The organism is Streptomyces sp. 5-10 (assembly GCF_014712245.1).
Lineage (GTDB): Bacteria > Actinomycetota > Actinomycetes > Streptomycetales > Streptomycetaceae > Streptomyces > Streptomyces violaceusniger.
Window position 1 is genome coordinate 395,729 of sequence record NZ_JACVYG010000002.1, and the last position, 14,922, is coordinate 410,650.

The following is a 14,922-nucleotide window of genomic DNA, read 5'->3' on the forward strand; positions in this document are numbered from 1 at the left end:
GGGGACGCCGCGCTGATGCCGACCGGAGCTGTACTCGGCCGGTACCGATCAGCGCGGCCCGCTAAGCAGAAGGCGTACGGCACGCATGGAGCCAGGTTACCGCAGGGCACCGACGAGGCGCACGGAGGTGGTGGCCCTCGTCACGTGACACGAAAGACGGGCCGCCCTTACGGACGGCCCGCCTCCTTGATGTGGAGCTAAGGAGAATTGAACTCCTGACCTCCTGCATGCCATGCAGGCGCTCTACCAACTGAGCTATAGCCCCAGGTCTTGCCCCGCCCGGTTTCCCCGGCGGCGACGCCTACATTACACGGATGCCCCGGCCTTCCGCCAAATCGATTGACCGGAGGCCGGAGCAGATCCCCGTTACGCCGTCGCGAACGAATAGAAACGCTTCAGCGTGCAGTGCTCGTCGAGGAGCCGGCCGTAGATCGGCTCCCCTTCGAGCTCACGGTAGGTCTCGATGGGATCACCCCTGATGATCAGCGCCCGCGCGCACTCCGCACACCAGTACTGGTAGTCGGAGTTGAGCGGCTCCATGTCGCGGACGATCGGTGTGCCGGTGCCGCACCAGTCGCACTTCCGGCTGTGGGCTCCCATCTCACTCAGCTCCAGCTATGGCCGCAGGCCGTACACACGTAGGAAACACCGCCGTTGTCGCCGAGGACCTGTGCCACGTGTCCGGAGCCGCAGGACGGGCACACGATGCCCGCTCGTGCCCTGCGGGACGGGTCCTCGATCGCATCGAGGATGCTGGTCCGCATCCCACCTGCCCTCCCCATCGGATGTGTCGGCCCCATCCCCCTCCGGCCGTCCGATTCTGCCACGGGACGACGCGCAGGTCAGCGGAGATGCCCCACTCGTCTCACCAGACTCATCAGTGCTCCGCACAGCGCGGCCCCGGCCAAGGCGACGCAGGTCACCCACAGGGCGTCCGCGGAGGCACCCGCACTGGGCACCGTATCGTCCGCCGCGCCCAGGAACACCGCCCCGAAGACCGCGACGCCGATGAGCAGGCCGAGTTGAGCCGCCGTCACCAGTACCCCGCTGGCGTCCGCCGCGTCCTGCTGCCTTACGGTCGCCAACGTCCGCGTGAGCAGGGGACTGTAGGCCAGCGAGAGCCCCGCGCCGGACGCCGTAAGGGCGACGAGGAGCCATGGGCCGCCGTCCGTGCCGTCGCGCAGGGCCAGACCGGCCCCGGCGAACGAGACGGCCGCCAGCAGGAATCCGCCCGGGACGGTGGCGGCGTGCCAGCGGGCGGGCAGCCGCTGCCAGTTGAGGCCCACCACGCCGAACGCGACGGCCGTGGGGACGAACGTCAGCCCCGCCCGCAGCGGGCTGTAGCCGAGCCCGCCCTGCATATGCAGGGTCAGGGCGAACAGGAAACCCGCGTTGGCCGCCATCCCCAGTGCGATACGGATCACCGCGAGCGGTATCCCCGGCGCCCGCGCCACCCTGGGGGAGATCAGCGGCGCACCGCCGCGCCGGGCCAGCCGGGTCTCGTACGCGGCGAAGAGCGCCACGAGGACCGCGCTCAGCCCCAGCACGATCCAGCACCACAGCGGCCAGCCCCGCTCCTGCCCGAGCACCAGCGGCGCCGTGAACAGCAGTACGGCGGCCGCGAGCAGCATCAGCCCGGGCAGATCCAGACCGCTTCGGCGAACGGCCGCGCCCTCCCCGCGAGGGCGCGGCGCATCGGCGGAGCGCGCGGCATCGGCGGGGCGCGGCGGGTCGGCCGGGTCGTGCAGCAGCCGCGGGCCGAGGGCCAGCAGCGCGAGCCCGATCGGCACGTTCACCAGGAAGACCGGGCGCCAGCCGGAGCCGAGCAGATCGGCCTCGACCAGCAGCCCGCCCAGGATCTGCCCGCCGGCGGCGCCGGAGGCCAGCACCGCGGAGTACGCGCCCAACGCCCGTGCCCGCGAACCGCCCGTGAACGTCCGCTGGATCAGGCTCAGCACCTGCGGCAGCATCAGCGCGGCACCCGCGCCCTGGACGAACCGGAAGGCGATCAGCTGCCCGGTGGTGGCGGCGAGCCCGCAGGCCAGCGAGGCGCCGGTGAAGACCGCGAGCCCGGTGAGGAACATCCGCCGGTGGCCGATCAGAGCGCCCAGCCGCGCCCCGGTGATCAGCAGCACGGCGTAGGAGATGGTGTAGCCCGCGATGACGAGCTGCAGCCCGGCGCCGGAGGCGTGCAGATCGGCGCGGACGGTCGGGGCCGCGATATTGACGATGAAGACGTCGAGGACGGCCATGAGCTGGCCGGTGAGGACGATCGCGAGCAGCCAGCCGGGGCGCGGAGGCCGCCGCGCGGCAGGGCGCCGTGCCGCCCGGTGACCGGCAGCCGAGCTGGTCTCGGACCGGTTGTCAGTGGTCTCGCTTTTACTGGATCCACCGAGGTCCCCCGTCGGAGGAAGGGTGGTCGGGGTGGTGTGTCTCATGGGCCGAGCCTGTGGCCGGGCCGATACGGGTAACGAGAGCCCGCCGATGCTGGTAGTGGCAGCACCTGGCAGCCGCCCGCCGCCCCCGGGAGCATGGGACCGTACGGCTCGACGGGGGGACGGTACGGCTCGACAGGGGGATCGTGCGGCCCGACGGCACGGGGGATGGGGAGAGCGACGATGACCGCGAACACTCGGCGCAGACGGCCCGAGCTGGCCGCCTTCCTGCGCAGCCGCCGCGCCCGGGTGACCCCCGCCGACGTGGGCATGGCACCCGGTCTGCGGCGCCGCACCCCGGGGCTGCGCCGTGAGGAGGTCGCCCAGCTCTCCGGTGTCGGCGTGACCTGGTACACCTGGCTGGAGCAGGGCCGCCCGATCAACGCCAGCGTGCAGGTGTTGGACGCGGTCGCGCGCACCCTGCGGCTGGACCAGACCGAGCGCGAGCACCTCTACCACCTGGCCGAGGTGCCGTATGTGCCCGGCCGGGAGCGCGAGCCGCGCAGCGTGAGCCCGGAGGTGCAGGGCATCATCGACGCGCTCGACCCGCTCCCGGCGGTCGTCTACAACGCCCGCTACGACGTCCTGGCCGCCAATGCCGCGTACGGCGGCCTGTTCCCGCAAATGCTGCTCTCCCCCGCCTCCGAGCGGAACGCCCTGTGGCAGCTGTTCGTGGCCCGCCGCTGCTGCGCCCCCTACGTGAGCCTCGACGAGGAGCTGCCGCTCCTGGTGGCCACGTTGCGCGGCGGGTACGGACGCCATGTGGGCGAGCCGGCCTGGGAGGGCTTCATCGCCCGGCTGCTGGAGGCCAGCGACGACTTCGCCCGGCTGTGGCGGAGCGGGGACGTGGCGCCGCCGGGCTCCCGGATCAAGGTGGTGCGGCACGCCTCGGTCGGCGAGATCCGGCTGACCTCGACCTCGATGCGGGTCAGCGGGGTGCCGGAGACCCGGATCGTGGTCTACACCCCCTGCGACGAGGAGAGCCGCGACCATGTGCGGCGGGTGCGCGACCTCCACGACCCGCTGATCGGCTGCACGATGCACGCCAAGCCGCTCTCCGTACTGCGGGAGGAAAGAGCCGCGGTGAAGACACGGGCCGGAAGCGGGGCGGAAAGCAGCGATCCCGCCTCCCTGTGAGGGAGACGGGATCCCGGTCCTGTGGAGCTAAGGAGAATTGAACTCCTGACCTCCTGCATGCCATGCAGGCGCTCTACCAACTGAGCTATAGCCCCGCTGTTCTCCGCGCCGGAGCGCTTCGAACGAGAAGGAGCATAGCCGGTGACCTGCCGGAAAAGGAAATCCGCTCAGTCGTCGTCGCCGAGCACCGGCTCGGGCAGCGATCCGGCGTTGTGCTCCAGGAGCCGCCAGCCCCGCGCGCCCTCGCCCAGAACGGACCAGCAGCAGTTGGACAGGCCGCCCAGCGCCTCCCAGGTCCGGGGCTCCAGACCGAGCAGCCGGCCGATGGTGGTGCGGATCGTGCCGCCGTGGCTGACCACCACGAGCGTGCCGTCGTCCGGCAGCTTGTCGGCGCTCTCGAGCACCACCGGCGCCGCCCGGTCGGCGACCTCGGTCTCCAGCTCACCGCCGCCGCGCCGGATCGGCTCCCCGCGCTTCCACGCCGCGTACTCCCCGCCGAAGCGCTCGATGATCTCCTCGTGGGTCAGCCCCTGCCACTTGCCCGCGTAGGTCTCCCGCAGGCCCGCGTCATGCGCGACCGACAGACCCGTGACGGCGGACAGCTCGGCGGCCGTGGCCGCCGCCCGCTTCAGATCGGAGGCGATGATCGCGTCCGGCTTCAGGGCGGCCAGCAGCCGGGCCGCGCGGTGCGCCTGCGCGACACCGGTGTCGGTCAGCTCGATGTCCAGGGAGCCCTGGAAACGGCGCTCTATGTTCCAGGCCGTCTGGCCGTGGCGCCACAGGACGATGCGGCGGCCACGGGCGCCTTGGGTGCCGTTCAGCTCAGCTCACCGCCCACGCCGCCGTCCGGGCCTTGCGCCTGCGCGTACTCCTGCGCCTTGCCGCGGGTGGCATCGGCGTCGGCCGGAAGCTCCAGCTGCGGGCAGTCCTTCCAGAGCCGCTCCAGGGCGTAGAACACCCGCTCCTCGCTGTGCTGGACGTGCACCACGATGTCCACGTAGTCCAGCAGCACCCAGCGGGCCTCGCGGTCGCCCTCGCGACGCACCGGCTTGGCGCCCAGGTCCTTGTTCAGCCGCTCCTCGATCTCGTCGACGATCGACTTGACCTGGCGGTCGTTGGGCGCCGAGGCCAGCAGGAAGGCGTCGGTGATGGAGAGCACATCGCTGACGTCGTACGCGATGATGTCGTGCGCGAGCTTGTCGGCGGCCGCCTGGGCGGCGGCGTTGATGAGCTCGAGGGAGCGGTCCGTGGCGGTCACAGGCAAGGCTTTCGGTCGGTGGTACCTCGAAGGTCTGGCTCCCCCCTAGGGTCTCACGGCCCACCGTCACGCCGGGCGGCCGAGGAACGACCGCCCGGAGTGCCCGGGGAGAACGCCGGGAGTACCCCGGGGGAACGCCCGGGGCGCCCCGGGGTACCCCAGGGCGCCTGCGGCCAGGCAGTCGCCTCAGCCCGTGGCGTCGTAGTCCGGGCCGAGGAGGACCGTGATGTCCGCGTTGGCCGCGCCCTTGCCCTTCCGCACCGCCGTCTCCGGCAGCCCGAGCGTCTTGGCGACCTCCTTGGCCTGGCCCGCCTGGGCGGCGTCCGCGTAGGTCACCCGCGAGGCCGACTGCGCATCGCCGCCCTCGGCAGCCGTGACGACCGTAAAGCCGCCGTTGACCAGCGCCACCCGCGCGGCGCTCGACGCGTCCTTGGGGCCTCCGGCGTTGGTCACGCTGACCCGGGGCGCGGTGTTCTTGTCGGAGTTCTTGACCGTGCCGCCCAGGATGTCCTTGACCACGTGGTCGGTCGCCTGGCTGCTGAGCGTCCCATCCGGCTGGACCGGCAGCATCGCGGTGTCGTACGCGCCGCTCTTGGCCTGTCCGGCCAGCTTCGCCAGCGACGCGCCCAGCTGCTGCTCGGACAGCGACGGGTCGGGGATCTGGGCCAGCGACTCCACGGTGCTGGTGGCGCCCTTCGGGTCGCTGGAGAGCTTCTTCAGGGCCGCGTGCATGACCTGTCCGAACCGCGCGAGCTGCTTGGACTGTGCCTCGCCGGGCGCGCGGTAGGTGGCGTACGCCACGGCCGCCTGGCCGCTCACGATCTGGTCCTTGCCCCGCTTGACCAGGGGGTCCTCGCCCTTCTGGGGACTGGGGACGGTCGCGTCGGTGTCGAGGGTGATCCCGCCGACCAGCTCGACGAGGTTCTCCAGATACGGCGTGTCCAGCCGCCAGGTGCCCTGGATCTTCGACCCCAGCAGGGTGCTCAGGGCGTCCCGGGTGGAGTCGGAGCCCTCGTCGGTCACGGACTTGCCGAGCGTGGTGGAGGCGCCGTCCTCGGTGGAGACGGCCAGCGAGTTCGGCAGCAGGACGGTGGTGCCCTTCTTGGTGGTCTCGTTGTCCACCAGCAGGGCCGTGGAGGTGCGGCCGCCCTTGGTCTCGCGCAGATGGACGACGATCACATCGCGCTTCTGCGGACCGCCCGCGGCCGCCTGGTCCTGGGCGTCGTCGGACAGCCCCGGGAGCTTGCCCGCGTACCAGAGGTAACCGACCCCGCCCGCCGCGGCGAGTACCAGGACCACGACGAGCGCGACGAGGCGGTTGCGGCCCTTACGGCGGCGTTCGTCACGGCGCTCGGAACGGGTCTCGGCGAACTTCAGCCAGTCGATGACGTCGTCGGATTCCTCGTCCTGCTCCTCGACGAAGGAGAACTGCTCGGTGCGGTACTCCTGCTGATCGGCGTCCCCGGGGCGCTTCCGCTCCGTGGACCGGGGACCGGCGGAACGGGGCTCCTCGGCCGGAGGCGCCTCGGACCCGGGGCGCAGCTGCTCCGGGCTCAGCTCCTCGTAGGGGTTGGGCTCGGGGCTGGGCTCCTCGCGCTGCGGGGGGACGGTCGGGGCGGCGGCCGCCTGCGGGTAGCCGTGGCCGTAACCCTGCGGTGGCTGCTGTTGGTACTGGGGCTGCTGGGGCTGAACGTACGGGTCGTAGTTCTGCGTCTGGGTGTGAAGCTGCTGGGGCTGCTGGTACTGGTGATGCTGCGGCTGGCCGTAGGGGTCGTAGCCGTACCCGTCGTGCTGCTGCTGTTGCTGCTGTTGCTCCCCGTACTGCGCCTGCTGCTGCGCATACGGGTCGTAACCCTGCTGCTGTTCCGCCTGCGGCTGGTAAACCGGACGCCCATAGGCGTCATAGCCGTAGATCTGCGGCTCCTGGCCATACGGGTCCTGTGCGTACGGGTCGTACGGATCCTGCCGGTCGTTCACCGGTACCCCTTCAGCAGTCGTGCCGGTACAGCTCGCGCTTGTCGATGTAGCGCACCACGCCGTCCGGCACCAGGTACCAGACGGGGTCGCCATGAGCGACCCGCGCCCGGCAGTCCGATGACGAGATCGCCAGAGCCGGAACCTCCACCAGCGACACCCCGCCCTCCGGCAGCCCCGGGTCGGCCAGTATGTGCCCGGGTCTGGTCACCCCGATGAAGTGGGCCAGCGAGAAGAGCTCTTCGGCGTCGCGCCAGGTGAGGATCTGGGCGAGTGCGTCGGCCCCGGTGATGAAGAACAGATCGGCGTCACCATTGAGCGCGCGCAGTTCCCGGAGCGTGTCGGTGGTGTAGGTGGGCCCGCCGCGGTCGATGTCGATACGGCTGACCGAGAATTGCGGGTTCGAGGCGGTCGCGATGACCGTCATCAGATAGCGGTCCTCGGCCGGGGAGACCTTCTTGTGACTCTTCTGCCAGGGTTGCCCGGTCGGCACGAACACCACCTCGTCGAGGTGGAACTGCGAGGCCACCTCGCTCGCCGCGACCAGGTGGCCGTGGTGGATCGGGTCGAACGTCCCGCCCATCACACCCAGTCGCCGCTTGCCGGACCCTTTCTGCTCTTCCATGCGTGCAGACCCTACTGGGCCCGGCCCGGAGCCGGGGCCCATAGGGGCAATCGCCCAGGTCAGCGGTCCCGGTTGAAGCGCGTGGTGATCCACAGCAGCAGGAAGAGGATCACCAGGGCCGCACCGCCGGTCATGAAGGGGCTGATGCTCGGGTGGGTGTCGGTGTGCTCACCGCCCTCGGACGCGAGCGTGGTCAGGGCGGCATGTGCGGTGCTGAAAGCGGTCATCGCGGCAGTACCTATCCGGGTCTAGGCGTCACAACACGTCGGCCACATCGTATGCGAGGCGGTTTTCGGTCCCGATGTCCGTCCTGCTTGCGGCAGCCCGGCTCGTACCGGCCCCGCTCGTACCGGTCCTGCTCGCCCGCTCGGTTCAGTTCAGTCCTGCTTGTAACCGCGCAGCAGGAACCAGGCGAGCAGGGCGGCGCCCACCACGCCGACCACGATGACGATGCGCAGCAGCGCTCCCGGGCCGTCGTTGCTGTGGGAGGTGGCGGCGAGGGCTTCGGTGAGGCCAGTCATTTCGGGCATGTCTCCACGCTAACCCCCAGGCGCTCAGGGCCTAGGCTGGGGGCCGCCGGACGAGGGCCCTGACCGGGTGCCCGGCCGAGCGGGCCATCAACGAGGGGGCGACATGAGCGACATCCACGAGACCGGTGGTGGAAACGGGACGGGAGACGCCCGGGAGCATGTGCCCGGCCGGGAGCGGCGGCGGTTCCCCGGGATCTCCTCACGTGCGTACGAACATCCGGCGGACCGCTCCGCGCTGGTCGCGCTGCGCAAGCTGACCGGCTTCGACACCGTCTTCAAGGCGATGAGCGGTCTGCTGCCCGAGCGGAGCCTGCGGCTGCTCTACCTCTCCGACTCGGTGCGGGTCAGCGAGCGGCAGTTCACCCATCTCCACGACATGCTGCGGGACGCCTGCTACATCCTGGACCTGGAGCGGGTCCCGGCCATGTACGTCACCCAGAACCCGCAGCCGACCGCGATGTGCATCGGCATGGACGCGCCGATCATCGTGATCTCCACCGGTCTGGTCGAGCTGCTCGACGAGGAGGAGATGCGGGCGGTCATCGGCCACGAGGTGGGCCATGCGCTGTCGGGGCACTCGGTCTACCGGACGATACTGCTCTTCCTCACCAGCCTCGCCATGAAGGTTGCCTGGATTCCGCTCGGCAATGTGGCGGTGCTGGCGCTGGTCACGGCGCTGCGGGAGTGGTTCCGCAAGTCGGAGCTGTCGGCGGACCGGGCGGGGCTGCTGGTCGGGCAGGACCTGCGGGCCTCGATGCGCGGGCTGATGAAGCTCGCGGGCGGCCACCACCTCCATGAGATGAACGTGGACGCCTTCCTGGAGCAGGCGGAGGAGTACGAGTCGAGCGGCGATCTGCGGGACTCCGTCCTCAAGATCATGAACATGCTGCCGCGCAGCCATCCGTTCACCACCGTGCGCGCCGCCGAGCTCAAGAAGTGGGCCGCGACCCGCGACTACCAGCGGCTCATGGACGGCCACTACCCGCGCCGCGACGAGGACGGGGACACCTCGGTCAGCGACTCGTTCCGGGAGTCCGCGAGCCACTACGCGGAGTCGGTCCGCAACAGCAAGGACCCGCTGCTCGCCTTCGTCAGGGACGTGGCGGGCGGCGCCGGGGACCTGGGCAGCAAGCTGCGCGACCGGTTCACCGGCGGCGCGGGCAAGCACGGCGAGACCGCCGAGGAGGGCACGCCGCCCCGGGAGGAGCCCCGGAACGAGCCCCGGGGCGGGGCCCAGGACGGGACCCAGGGCGGGACCCAGGGCGGGGCCCAGGACGCGGCTGAGGACCAGCGGCCCGGAGACGGGCCGGAGGAGCGGCCGGGGAACGACGGGCCCGGGGACACCCCGCCGCAGCGCTGAGACGGCCCCTGAGAGCCTCCTCGCAGCCCCTCAGGCCTCCTGGAGACCCCAAGAGGGCCCCGGGACCCCAAGGCCAGGCAGGCGCCCCTGGAGACCCCAGGCCCCCTGGCGCCCTCAGGACCGCCCGTTGACCGCGGGCTGGGTCCCGGGGGCCATGACGCCGCACAGCGAGACCGTGGTCCGGCCCGTGGTGTACGGGTCGGTGCCCGTCGGGGCGTCGCCCTTGGCGCTCTGACCGGCGAGCATCGGCCGCAGATAGCCGGAGGCGTTCGCGGCGCATGCCTGCGGGCCCGCCAGCACGGTGCTCTGCACCAGCTCCACATGGTGGTCGCGCAGATCGTCCCGGTCGAAGCGGAACCGCGTCTCGCGGCGCACGGTGAACAGCGAGGCATGGTCCGGTCCGCGCTCATGGGCCGGCTGGAGCGCGTAGACGAAGACGTGGTCGGCGGCGACCTCCAGGGTCGCGGCGCTGCGCTCGATGACCGTAAGGGTGCCGCGGACCCGCACCGGGGTGTCGGCCAGGGTCACCTCGGCCGGGTTGAAGCGGGTCAGCCAGCCGGTGGCCGCATGCCGTCCGTCGTCGACCGGGTGGTGGAAGCTCTGGTCGAACTGGGTCTGCTGGGCGGGATCCAGCAACAGCCTTACGGCCTGCACCGGGCCGCCGGTGAGCACACCGGGGTCGATGGCTGACTTGACCAGGTAGTCCTTGGCGGTGGTGAGCGCCGTCATCACCTGGCTCTCGGAGAAGCTCTGGGTGCGGCGGGCGCCGGGCACGGTGACCCCTTCGGCGCCGGTGCGGAACTCGGCGGCCGGGCTGTTGCGGAACAGCCGGTCCGGCGGCCCTCCGGGCACCTCACCGCGCGGCGCGAGCGGCACCACGCTGCTGTGCAGCGGCTCCACGGTCTGCGGCTGCGGCGTCTGGTACGGGTGGCGCACCCCCATGTAGACGGCCGCGGCGAAGGCGATGGCGATCAGCAGGACGAGCGCGACGGCCTGGCGGGACGCCCCGGCCCTGGCCCAGGCGTGCCGGCTGCGCACCGCCCGCGCGTGCTCGCCCATGCGCTCGTCGGCGGAGAACTCCTGGAGCCGGGCAGCACGGACGAACGACTCGTCGAACACGACGGAGCGGTACTCGTCCTCACCACCTCCCGGGACGCCCTCGGGTGTCCCCTCGGGAGGGTCTCCACGCCCGGCCATATCTCAAGAGTAGGTCGCCAGGGGCGACGGTAAACGCGGTGGTACTCCACAACTTGGGAGGCGAGTGCGGAGGAAACGCCCCATAGGCCGCGACGTGCCGACGATGTGCCAGGACGTCACCGCGACGGCGGTACGGCGGTGGCGGGCGAGCCCTTGGCCCCGGTCGGCTCCGGGGCCGACTCCGACGCCGAGGGCTCCAGGCGCGGCTGTCCCGAGGGCGAGCCGTCGACACCGCTGGTGGCGGGCGGCGGGGCGGGGTCCTGGCGGTTGCCCGAGGCTCCTCGGTAGACCGCCGTGAAGGCCAGGGCGACCACCCCGATGCCCATCAGGACGGCCAGCAGCCAGGCCACCGGGCGGTGCCAGCGGGCATGACCGCGGTAAGGGCGCCCCGCGCTGCCGTAACGCCCATAAGGGCCGTAGGCGTCGTCCCCGTCCCGCCCCGGGCCGAAGCGCCCCTCGGGGTCGTCCGCGCCATAGAGGTCGGCCTCAGCGCCGTACCCGTCCTCGAAGAGCTCGTCCTCGGGAGGGACACCGGCCCTGCGGCGCCGGGACGCCTCGGCCTCGGCGCGGGCCTCGGCGGCGGCCAGCATCCGCTCGATGGCGGTGGGCTCATGGATCGGGGCCGACCGTACGAAGTCCTCGTCGAAGACCACGGCGGCGAACTCGTCGTTCGTCTCGCCGTGGCTGCGGTCGTCGGGCTCGTCGCCGTCCGGGAACGGCTTGCCCCCCACGTCGTCCGGCACCCATTCAGAGTAGACCGGACGGGTCAATTTGGGCAGGGTGAAATGGTATTCGGGGGAAGATCCACCCCAGCGGCGCCGGGAATCGACCCTCCCCCGAAGGGGTGAGTCAGCGGGTGTGGCCGTCGCCGGTGACGATGTACTTCGTCGAGGTCAGCTCGGGCAGCGCCATGGGCCCCCGGGCGTGCAGCTTCTGGGTGGAGATGCCGATCTCGGCGCCGAAGCCGAACTGCCCGCCGTCGGTGAACCGCGTGGAGGCGTTCACGGCGACCGTGGTGGAGTCCACGAGCTGGGTGAAGCGGCGGGCGGCCCGCTGGGACGACGTGACGATGGCCTCGGTGTGCCCGGAGGACCACAGGCGGATGTGGCTCACCGCGGCCTCCAGGGAGTCCACGACGCCCGCCGCGATGTCGTACGAGAGGTATTCGGTCTCCCAGTCCTCGACCACCGCCGGGACCACCGTGGCCTTGGAGCCCTCCGCGAGCGCCATGACCCGCTCGTCCGCGTGGACCGTGACCCCGGCCTCGGCCAGCGCGTCCAGGGCGCGGGGCAGGAACCGGGCGGCGATGTCCTGGTGCACCAGCAGCGTCTCCGCGGCGTTGCACACGCTCGGCCGCTGGGCCTTGGAGTTCACCAGGATCTCGACCGCCATGTCGAGGTCGGCCTCGGCGTCCACGTACACATGGCAGTTGCCGGTGCCGGTCTCGATGACCGGAACCGTGGACTCCTCGACGACCGTACGGATGAGGGACGCGCCGCCGCGCGGGATCAGCACGTCCACCAGGCCGCGGGCGCGCATCAGCTCGCGCACCGACTCCCGGCTCTCGCCCGGCACCAGCTGCACCGCGTCCGCGGGCAGCCCCGCCCCGCCGACGGCGTCGCGCAGGACCTTCACCAGCGCGGCGTTGGAGTGGGACGCCGACGAGGAGCCACGCAGCAGCACCGCGTTGCCCGACTTCAGGCAGAGCGCCGCGGCGTCCACCGTCACATTCGGCCGGGCCTCGTAGATGATCCCGACGACGCCGAGCGGAACGCGCACCTGGCGCAGGTCGATCCCGTTGGGCAGCGTGGAGCCGCGCACCACCTCGCCGACCGGGTCGGGCAGCGCGATCACGTCGCGTACGTCGGAGGCGATGGCCCGCACCCGCTCGGGGGTGAGCGTGAGCCGGTCCACGATGGCGTCGCTGGTGCCGGCCTCGCGGGCCCGCTCCACATCGGCCGCGTTGGCCTCCACGATCTCCTTGGTGCGCACCTCCAGCGCGTCGGCCATCGCGAGCAGCGCGTCGTCCTTGACGGCGCGCGGCAGCGGCGCGAGATCGGCGGCCGCGACCTGGGCCCGGTAGGCGGCCTGGAGGACCGGGGACTTCGGCCAGGGGTCGGTGAGCGGCGACGTGGGTGCGCTGGTCATGCCCGAAGCGTACTGAGCCGGGAGCGGAGATCCACGCACTATTCCGCAGTTCGAGATGGCATTCTCACATCTCGATGCCGCACATCCGTCCTCAGAACGGATGCACGCCCACCGGGGAGGCCGGTGGCGGCCCGTACCCCTCCGCGACCCGCTGGTGATACGTATCACGGTCGATGACCTCGAGCCCCACGATCTCCCAGGGCGGCAGCTTGGCCGAGGCCCGGTGCTCGCCCCACAGCCGCAGCGCGACCGCCGCGGCGTCGTGCAGATCACGGGCCTCTTCCCAGTAGCGGATCTCGGCGTGATCGTTGGCATAGCGGCTGGTCAGCAGGAACGGGTGGTCATGGGCCAGCTGCTCGAGCGCCCTGCGGACCTCCGGCAGCGGCGCCTCGCTCCCCGAGACGCTGAGGGTGATGTGCCACAGCCGGGACGCCTCGCCACGCCCGGCATCGTGCGCCACGGCGTCGCCGGACCCGGCGTCGCCCGCTCCGACACTGGTCAGGGTGCGCTCCGCCGCCCCTCTGGGCGACGCCCCCGGGCGCCCTCGTCTCACCGGCGGCCTCCTGTAACTCGCTGCTCCGCTCACGCGCGGGCGGAGCATCTCGTGACGGTGCCGTGGCCGCGGCCTTCCGCTCGGACTCCGCCGCGTCTCCCACAGCCGGCGCGCTGCCCCGCGCGACCCCGTTGAACAAAGTTGACCAGCCCACGCCCGCCCGCGGGGCGCTTTTGAGGTTTTTCGGAGGGGGGTTATTTTCTGGCGGCTCGCTTCTCCCTCAGCCACCGCTGGGAGGTGCCCCCGCGAGGGTGGACCGTGCCGCCGGAGCGGCTCAGTCCAGGACGACGAGGTCGTCGCGGTGGACCACCTCGCGTTCATAGGCCGGGCCGAGCTCGCGGGCCAGGTCCCTGGTCGAGCGGCCGATCAGCTGCGGGATCTCCTTGGCGTCGAAGTTGACCAGTCCGCGGGCCACGGGGCGGCCCCCGGTGTCCCTCAGCTCGACCGGGTCACCGGCGGTGAATTCGCCCTCCACGGCCGCGATCCCGGCGGGCAGCAGCGAGGTGCGGCGCTCCACGACGGCCCGTACCGCGCCGTCGTCCAGGGTGAGGGCGCCACGTGGCGCGGAGGCGTGGGCGAGCCAGAGCAGCCGGTTCGCCGAGCGGCGGCCGGTGCGGTGGAAGAACGTGCCCGTATGGCGGCCGAGCAGGGCGTCCCCGGCCCGGCTGGCGGAGGTGAGCACCACCGGGACCCCGGCCGCGGTGGCGATCCGGGCCGCCTCGACCTTGGTGACCATGCCACCGGTGCCCACTCCGGAGCGGCCCGCGCTGCCGATGGAGACGCCGGTCAGGTCCCTCGGGCCCCGGACCTCGTCGATCCGGGAGGTGCCGGGGGTCCTGGGGTCCCCGTCGTACAGGCCGTCCACGTCGGAGAGCAGCACCAGCAGATCCGCCCGGACGAGATGGGCGACCAGGGCCGCGAGCCGGTCGTTGTCGCCGAACCGGATCTCGTCCGTGGCCACCGTGTCGTTCTCGTTGACGATCGGCAGCGCGCCCATGGCCAGCAGCTGGTCCAGGGTGCGGGTGGCGTTGCGGTAGTGGGCGCGGCGGCTGGTGTCGTCCGTGGTGAGCAGCACCTGGCCGACCCGGCGCCCGTAGCGCGCGAAGGAGGCCGTGTAGCGGGCCACCAGGAGCCCCTGCCCGACGCTCGCGGCCGCCTGCTGGCGGGCGAGGTCGCGGGGGCGCCGGTCCAGGCCCAGCGGCGCCAGCCCGGCGGCGATGGCGCCGGAGGAGACCAGGACTATCTCCTTGCCGTTCGTGCCGCCCTTACCGTCGCCGTCCCTGCCGCCGTCGTCCTTACCGTCGCCGTCGAGCACCTTGGCGAGGACGTCGACCAGCGCGTCCACGCGGTCCGCGTCCAGGCCCCCCGCCGCGGTGGTGAGGGAGGACGAGCCGACCTTGACCACGATCCTGCGGGCGGCGGCCACCTCGTCCCGTACCGCCGACCCGTCCCGCTCCGCCACGCCGCTCCCTCGCTCGTCCCCGCTCACCACACGCCCCTGAGAAACGCATGCTCTGCACACTCATCGTGACAAGGGGGCAATCTACGACAGACGAGCCCCGCCCGCCTCGGCATTTCAGCCTCCGGACACCACCCGCGCACACCGCCTCACCACCGCCACCAACACCCCGCGGCCACCCTCCGGGACCCCTTTGACACCGATTGCGACCGGTTGGCACCGGCGCGGATTGTCACCGGGCGGGGC

General features: G+C 71.9%; 15 protein-coding genes and 2 tRNA genes. 2 read left to right on the forward strand and 15 right to left on the reverse strand.

The genetic code is table 11. The features are described 5' to 3' along the window. Window positions 1-192 precede the first annotated feature (192 nt). From IEJ02_RS04145 to IEJ02_RS04155, 3 genes are all read right to left on the reverse strand, one after another. Window positions 193-265, reverse strand: a tRNA-Ala gene (locus IEJ02_RS04145). Between the two features lie 101 nt (window positions 266-366). Continuing rightward, a complete protein-coding gene (locus IEJ02_RS04150; RefSeq protein ID WP_030835565.1) occupies window positions 367-600 on the reverse strand; it encodes a hypothetical protein in 234 nt (77 codons plus the stop codon). Between the two features lie 242 nt (window positions 601-842). Then, window positions 843-2,438 carry an MFS transporter gene (locus IEJ02_RS04155; protein ID WP_191063398.1) on the reverse strand — a complete coding sequence of 532 codons (1,596 nt, stop codon included), beginning with the start codon at window positions 2,436-2,438 and terminating at the stop codon, window positions 843-845. Window positions 2,439-2,618: 180 nt separating this feature from the next. On the opposite strand from IEJ02_RS04155, the gene IEJ02_RS04160 reads away from it, so the two are divergent. Continuing rightward, a complete protein-coding gene (locus IEJ02_RS04160) occupies window positions 2,619-3,572 on the forward strand; it encodes a helix-turn-helix transcriptional regulator (protein WP_191063399.1) in 954 nt (317 codons plus the stop codon). A 22-nt stretch (window positions 3,573-3,594) separates the two neighbouring features. Here the strand turns inward: IEJ02_RS04160 and IEJ02_RS04165 are convergent. The 7 genes from IEJ02_RS04165 to IEJ02_RS04195 all read right to left on the reverse strand — a co-directional run bounded on the left by IEJ02_RS04165 (window position 3,595) and on the right by IEJ02_RS04195 (window position 7,959). Beyond that, window positions 3,595-3,667: transfer RNA gene (locus IEJ02_RS04165), tRNA-Ala, on the reverse strand. A gap of 72 nt (window positions 3,668-3,739) precedes the next feature. Further along, a complete protein-coding gene (locus IEJ02_RS04170) occupies window positions 3,740-4,393 on the reverse strand; it encodes a histidine phosphatase family protein (RefSeq protein WP_191063476.1) in 654 nt (217 codons plus the stop codon). Beyond that, window positions 4,390-4,830 carry a ribosome silencing factor gene (rsfS, locus tag IEJ02_RS04175; RefSeq protein WP_191063400.1) on the reverse strand — a complete coding sequence of 147 codons (441 nt, stop codon included), beginning with the start codon at window positions 4,828-4,830 and terminating at the stop codon, window positions 4,390-4,392. Before rsfS ends, IEJ02_RS04170 begins: the two co-directional genes overlap by 4 nt. A gap of 186 nt (window positions 4,831-5,016) precedes the next feature. Continuing rightward, window positions 5,017-6,807: a LytR C-terminal domain-containing protein gene (locus IEJ02_RS04180; RefSeq protein ID WP_191063401.1), complete on the reverse strand. Its 1,791-nt coding sequence runs from the start codon at window positions 6,805-6,807 to the stop codon at window positions 5,017-5,019. A 10-nt stretch (window positions 6,808-6,817) separates the two neighbouring features. Further along, on the reverse strand, window positions 6,818-7,429 hold the full coding sequence (gene nadD / locus IEJ02_RS04185; protein WP_060944022.1) for a nicotinate-nucleotide adenylyltransferase: 612 nt from the start codon (window positions 7,427-7,429) through the stop codon (window positions 6,818-6,820). Between the two features lie 59 nt (window positions 7,430-7,488). After that, the gene (locus tag IEJ02_RS04190; RefSeq protein ID WP_037945979.1) at window positions 7,489-7,656 is read right to left on the reverse strand and encodes a hypothetical protein; all 168 of its coding nucleotides are present in this window, start codon (window positions 7,654-7,656) and stop codon (window positions 7,489-7,491) included. Between the two features lie 150 nt (window positions 7,657-7,806). Then, on the reverse strand, window positions 7,807-7,959 hold the full coding sequence (locus IEJ02_RS04195) for a hypothetical protein (RefSeq protein WP_044575378.1): 153 nt from the start codon (window positions 7,957-7,959) through the stop codon (window positions 7,807-7,809). Window positions 7,960-8,062: 103 nt separating this feature from the next. On the opposite strand from IEJ02_RS04195, the gene IEJ02_RS04200 reads away from it, so the two are divergent. Further along, window positions 8,063-9,319: a M48 family metallopeptidase gene (locus tag IEJ02_RS04200; RefSeq protein WP_191063402.1), complete on the forward strand. Its 1,257-nt coding sequence runs from the start codon at window positions 8,063-8,065 to the stop codon at window positions 9,317-9,319. A 114-nt stretch (window positions 9,320-9,433) separates the two neighbouring features. Here the strand turns inward: IEJ02_RS04200 and IEJ02_RS04205 are convergent, their stop codons facing one another. The 5 genes from IEJ02_RS04205 to proB all read right to left on the reverse strand — a co-directional run bounded on the left by IEJ02_RS04205 (window position 9,434) and on the right by proB (window position 14,643). Then, window positions 9,434-10,516 carry an SCO2583 family membrane protein gene (locus IEJ02_RS04205; protein ID WP_191063403.1) on the reverse strand — a complete coding sequence of 361 codons (1,083 nt, stop codon included), beginning with the start codon at window positions 10,514-10,516 and terminating at the stop codon, window positions 9,434-9,436. Between the two features lie 116 nt (window positions 10,517-10,632). Next, on the reverse strand, window positions 10,633-11,259 hold the full coding sequence (locus IEJ02_RS04210) for an SCO2584 family spore wall biosynthesis protein (RefSeq protein ID WP_275558349.1): 627 nt from the start codon (window positions 11,257-11,259) through the stop codon (window positions 10,633-10,635). A 106-nt stretch (window positions 11,260-11,365) separates the two neighbouring features. Further along, the gene (locus tag IEJ02_RS04215; protein ID WP_191063405.1) at window positions 11,366-12,664 is read right to left on the reverse strand and encodes a glutamate-5-semialdehyde dehydrogenase; all 1,299 of its coding nucleotides are present in this window, start codon (window positions 12,662-12,664) and stop codon (window positions 11,366-11,368) included. Between the two features lie 91 nt (window positions 12,665-12,755). Then, on the reverse strand, window positions 12,756-13,217 hold the full coding sequence (locus IEJ02_RS04220) for a DUF8830 family protein (RefSeq protein WP_063893219.1): 462 nt from the start codon (window positions 13,215-13,217) through the stop codon (window positions 12,756-12,758). Between the two features lie 274 nt (window positions 13,218-13,491). Beyond that, window positions 13,492-14,643 carry a glutamate 5-kinase gene (proB, locus tag IEJ02_RS04225; protein ID WP_191063477.1) on the reverse strand — a complete coding sequence of 384 codons (1,152 nt, stop codon included), beginning with the start codon at window positions 14,641-14,643 and terminating at the stop codon, window positions 13,492-13,494. Between the last annotated feature and the right edge of the window lie 279 nt (window positions 14,644-14,922).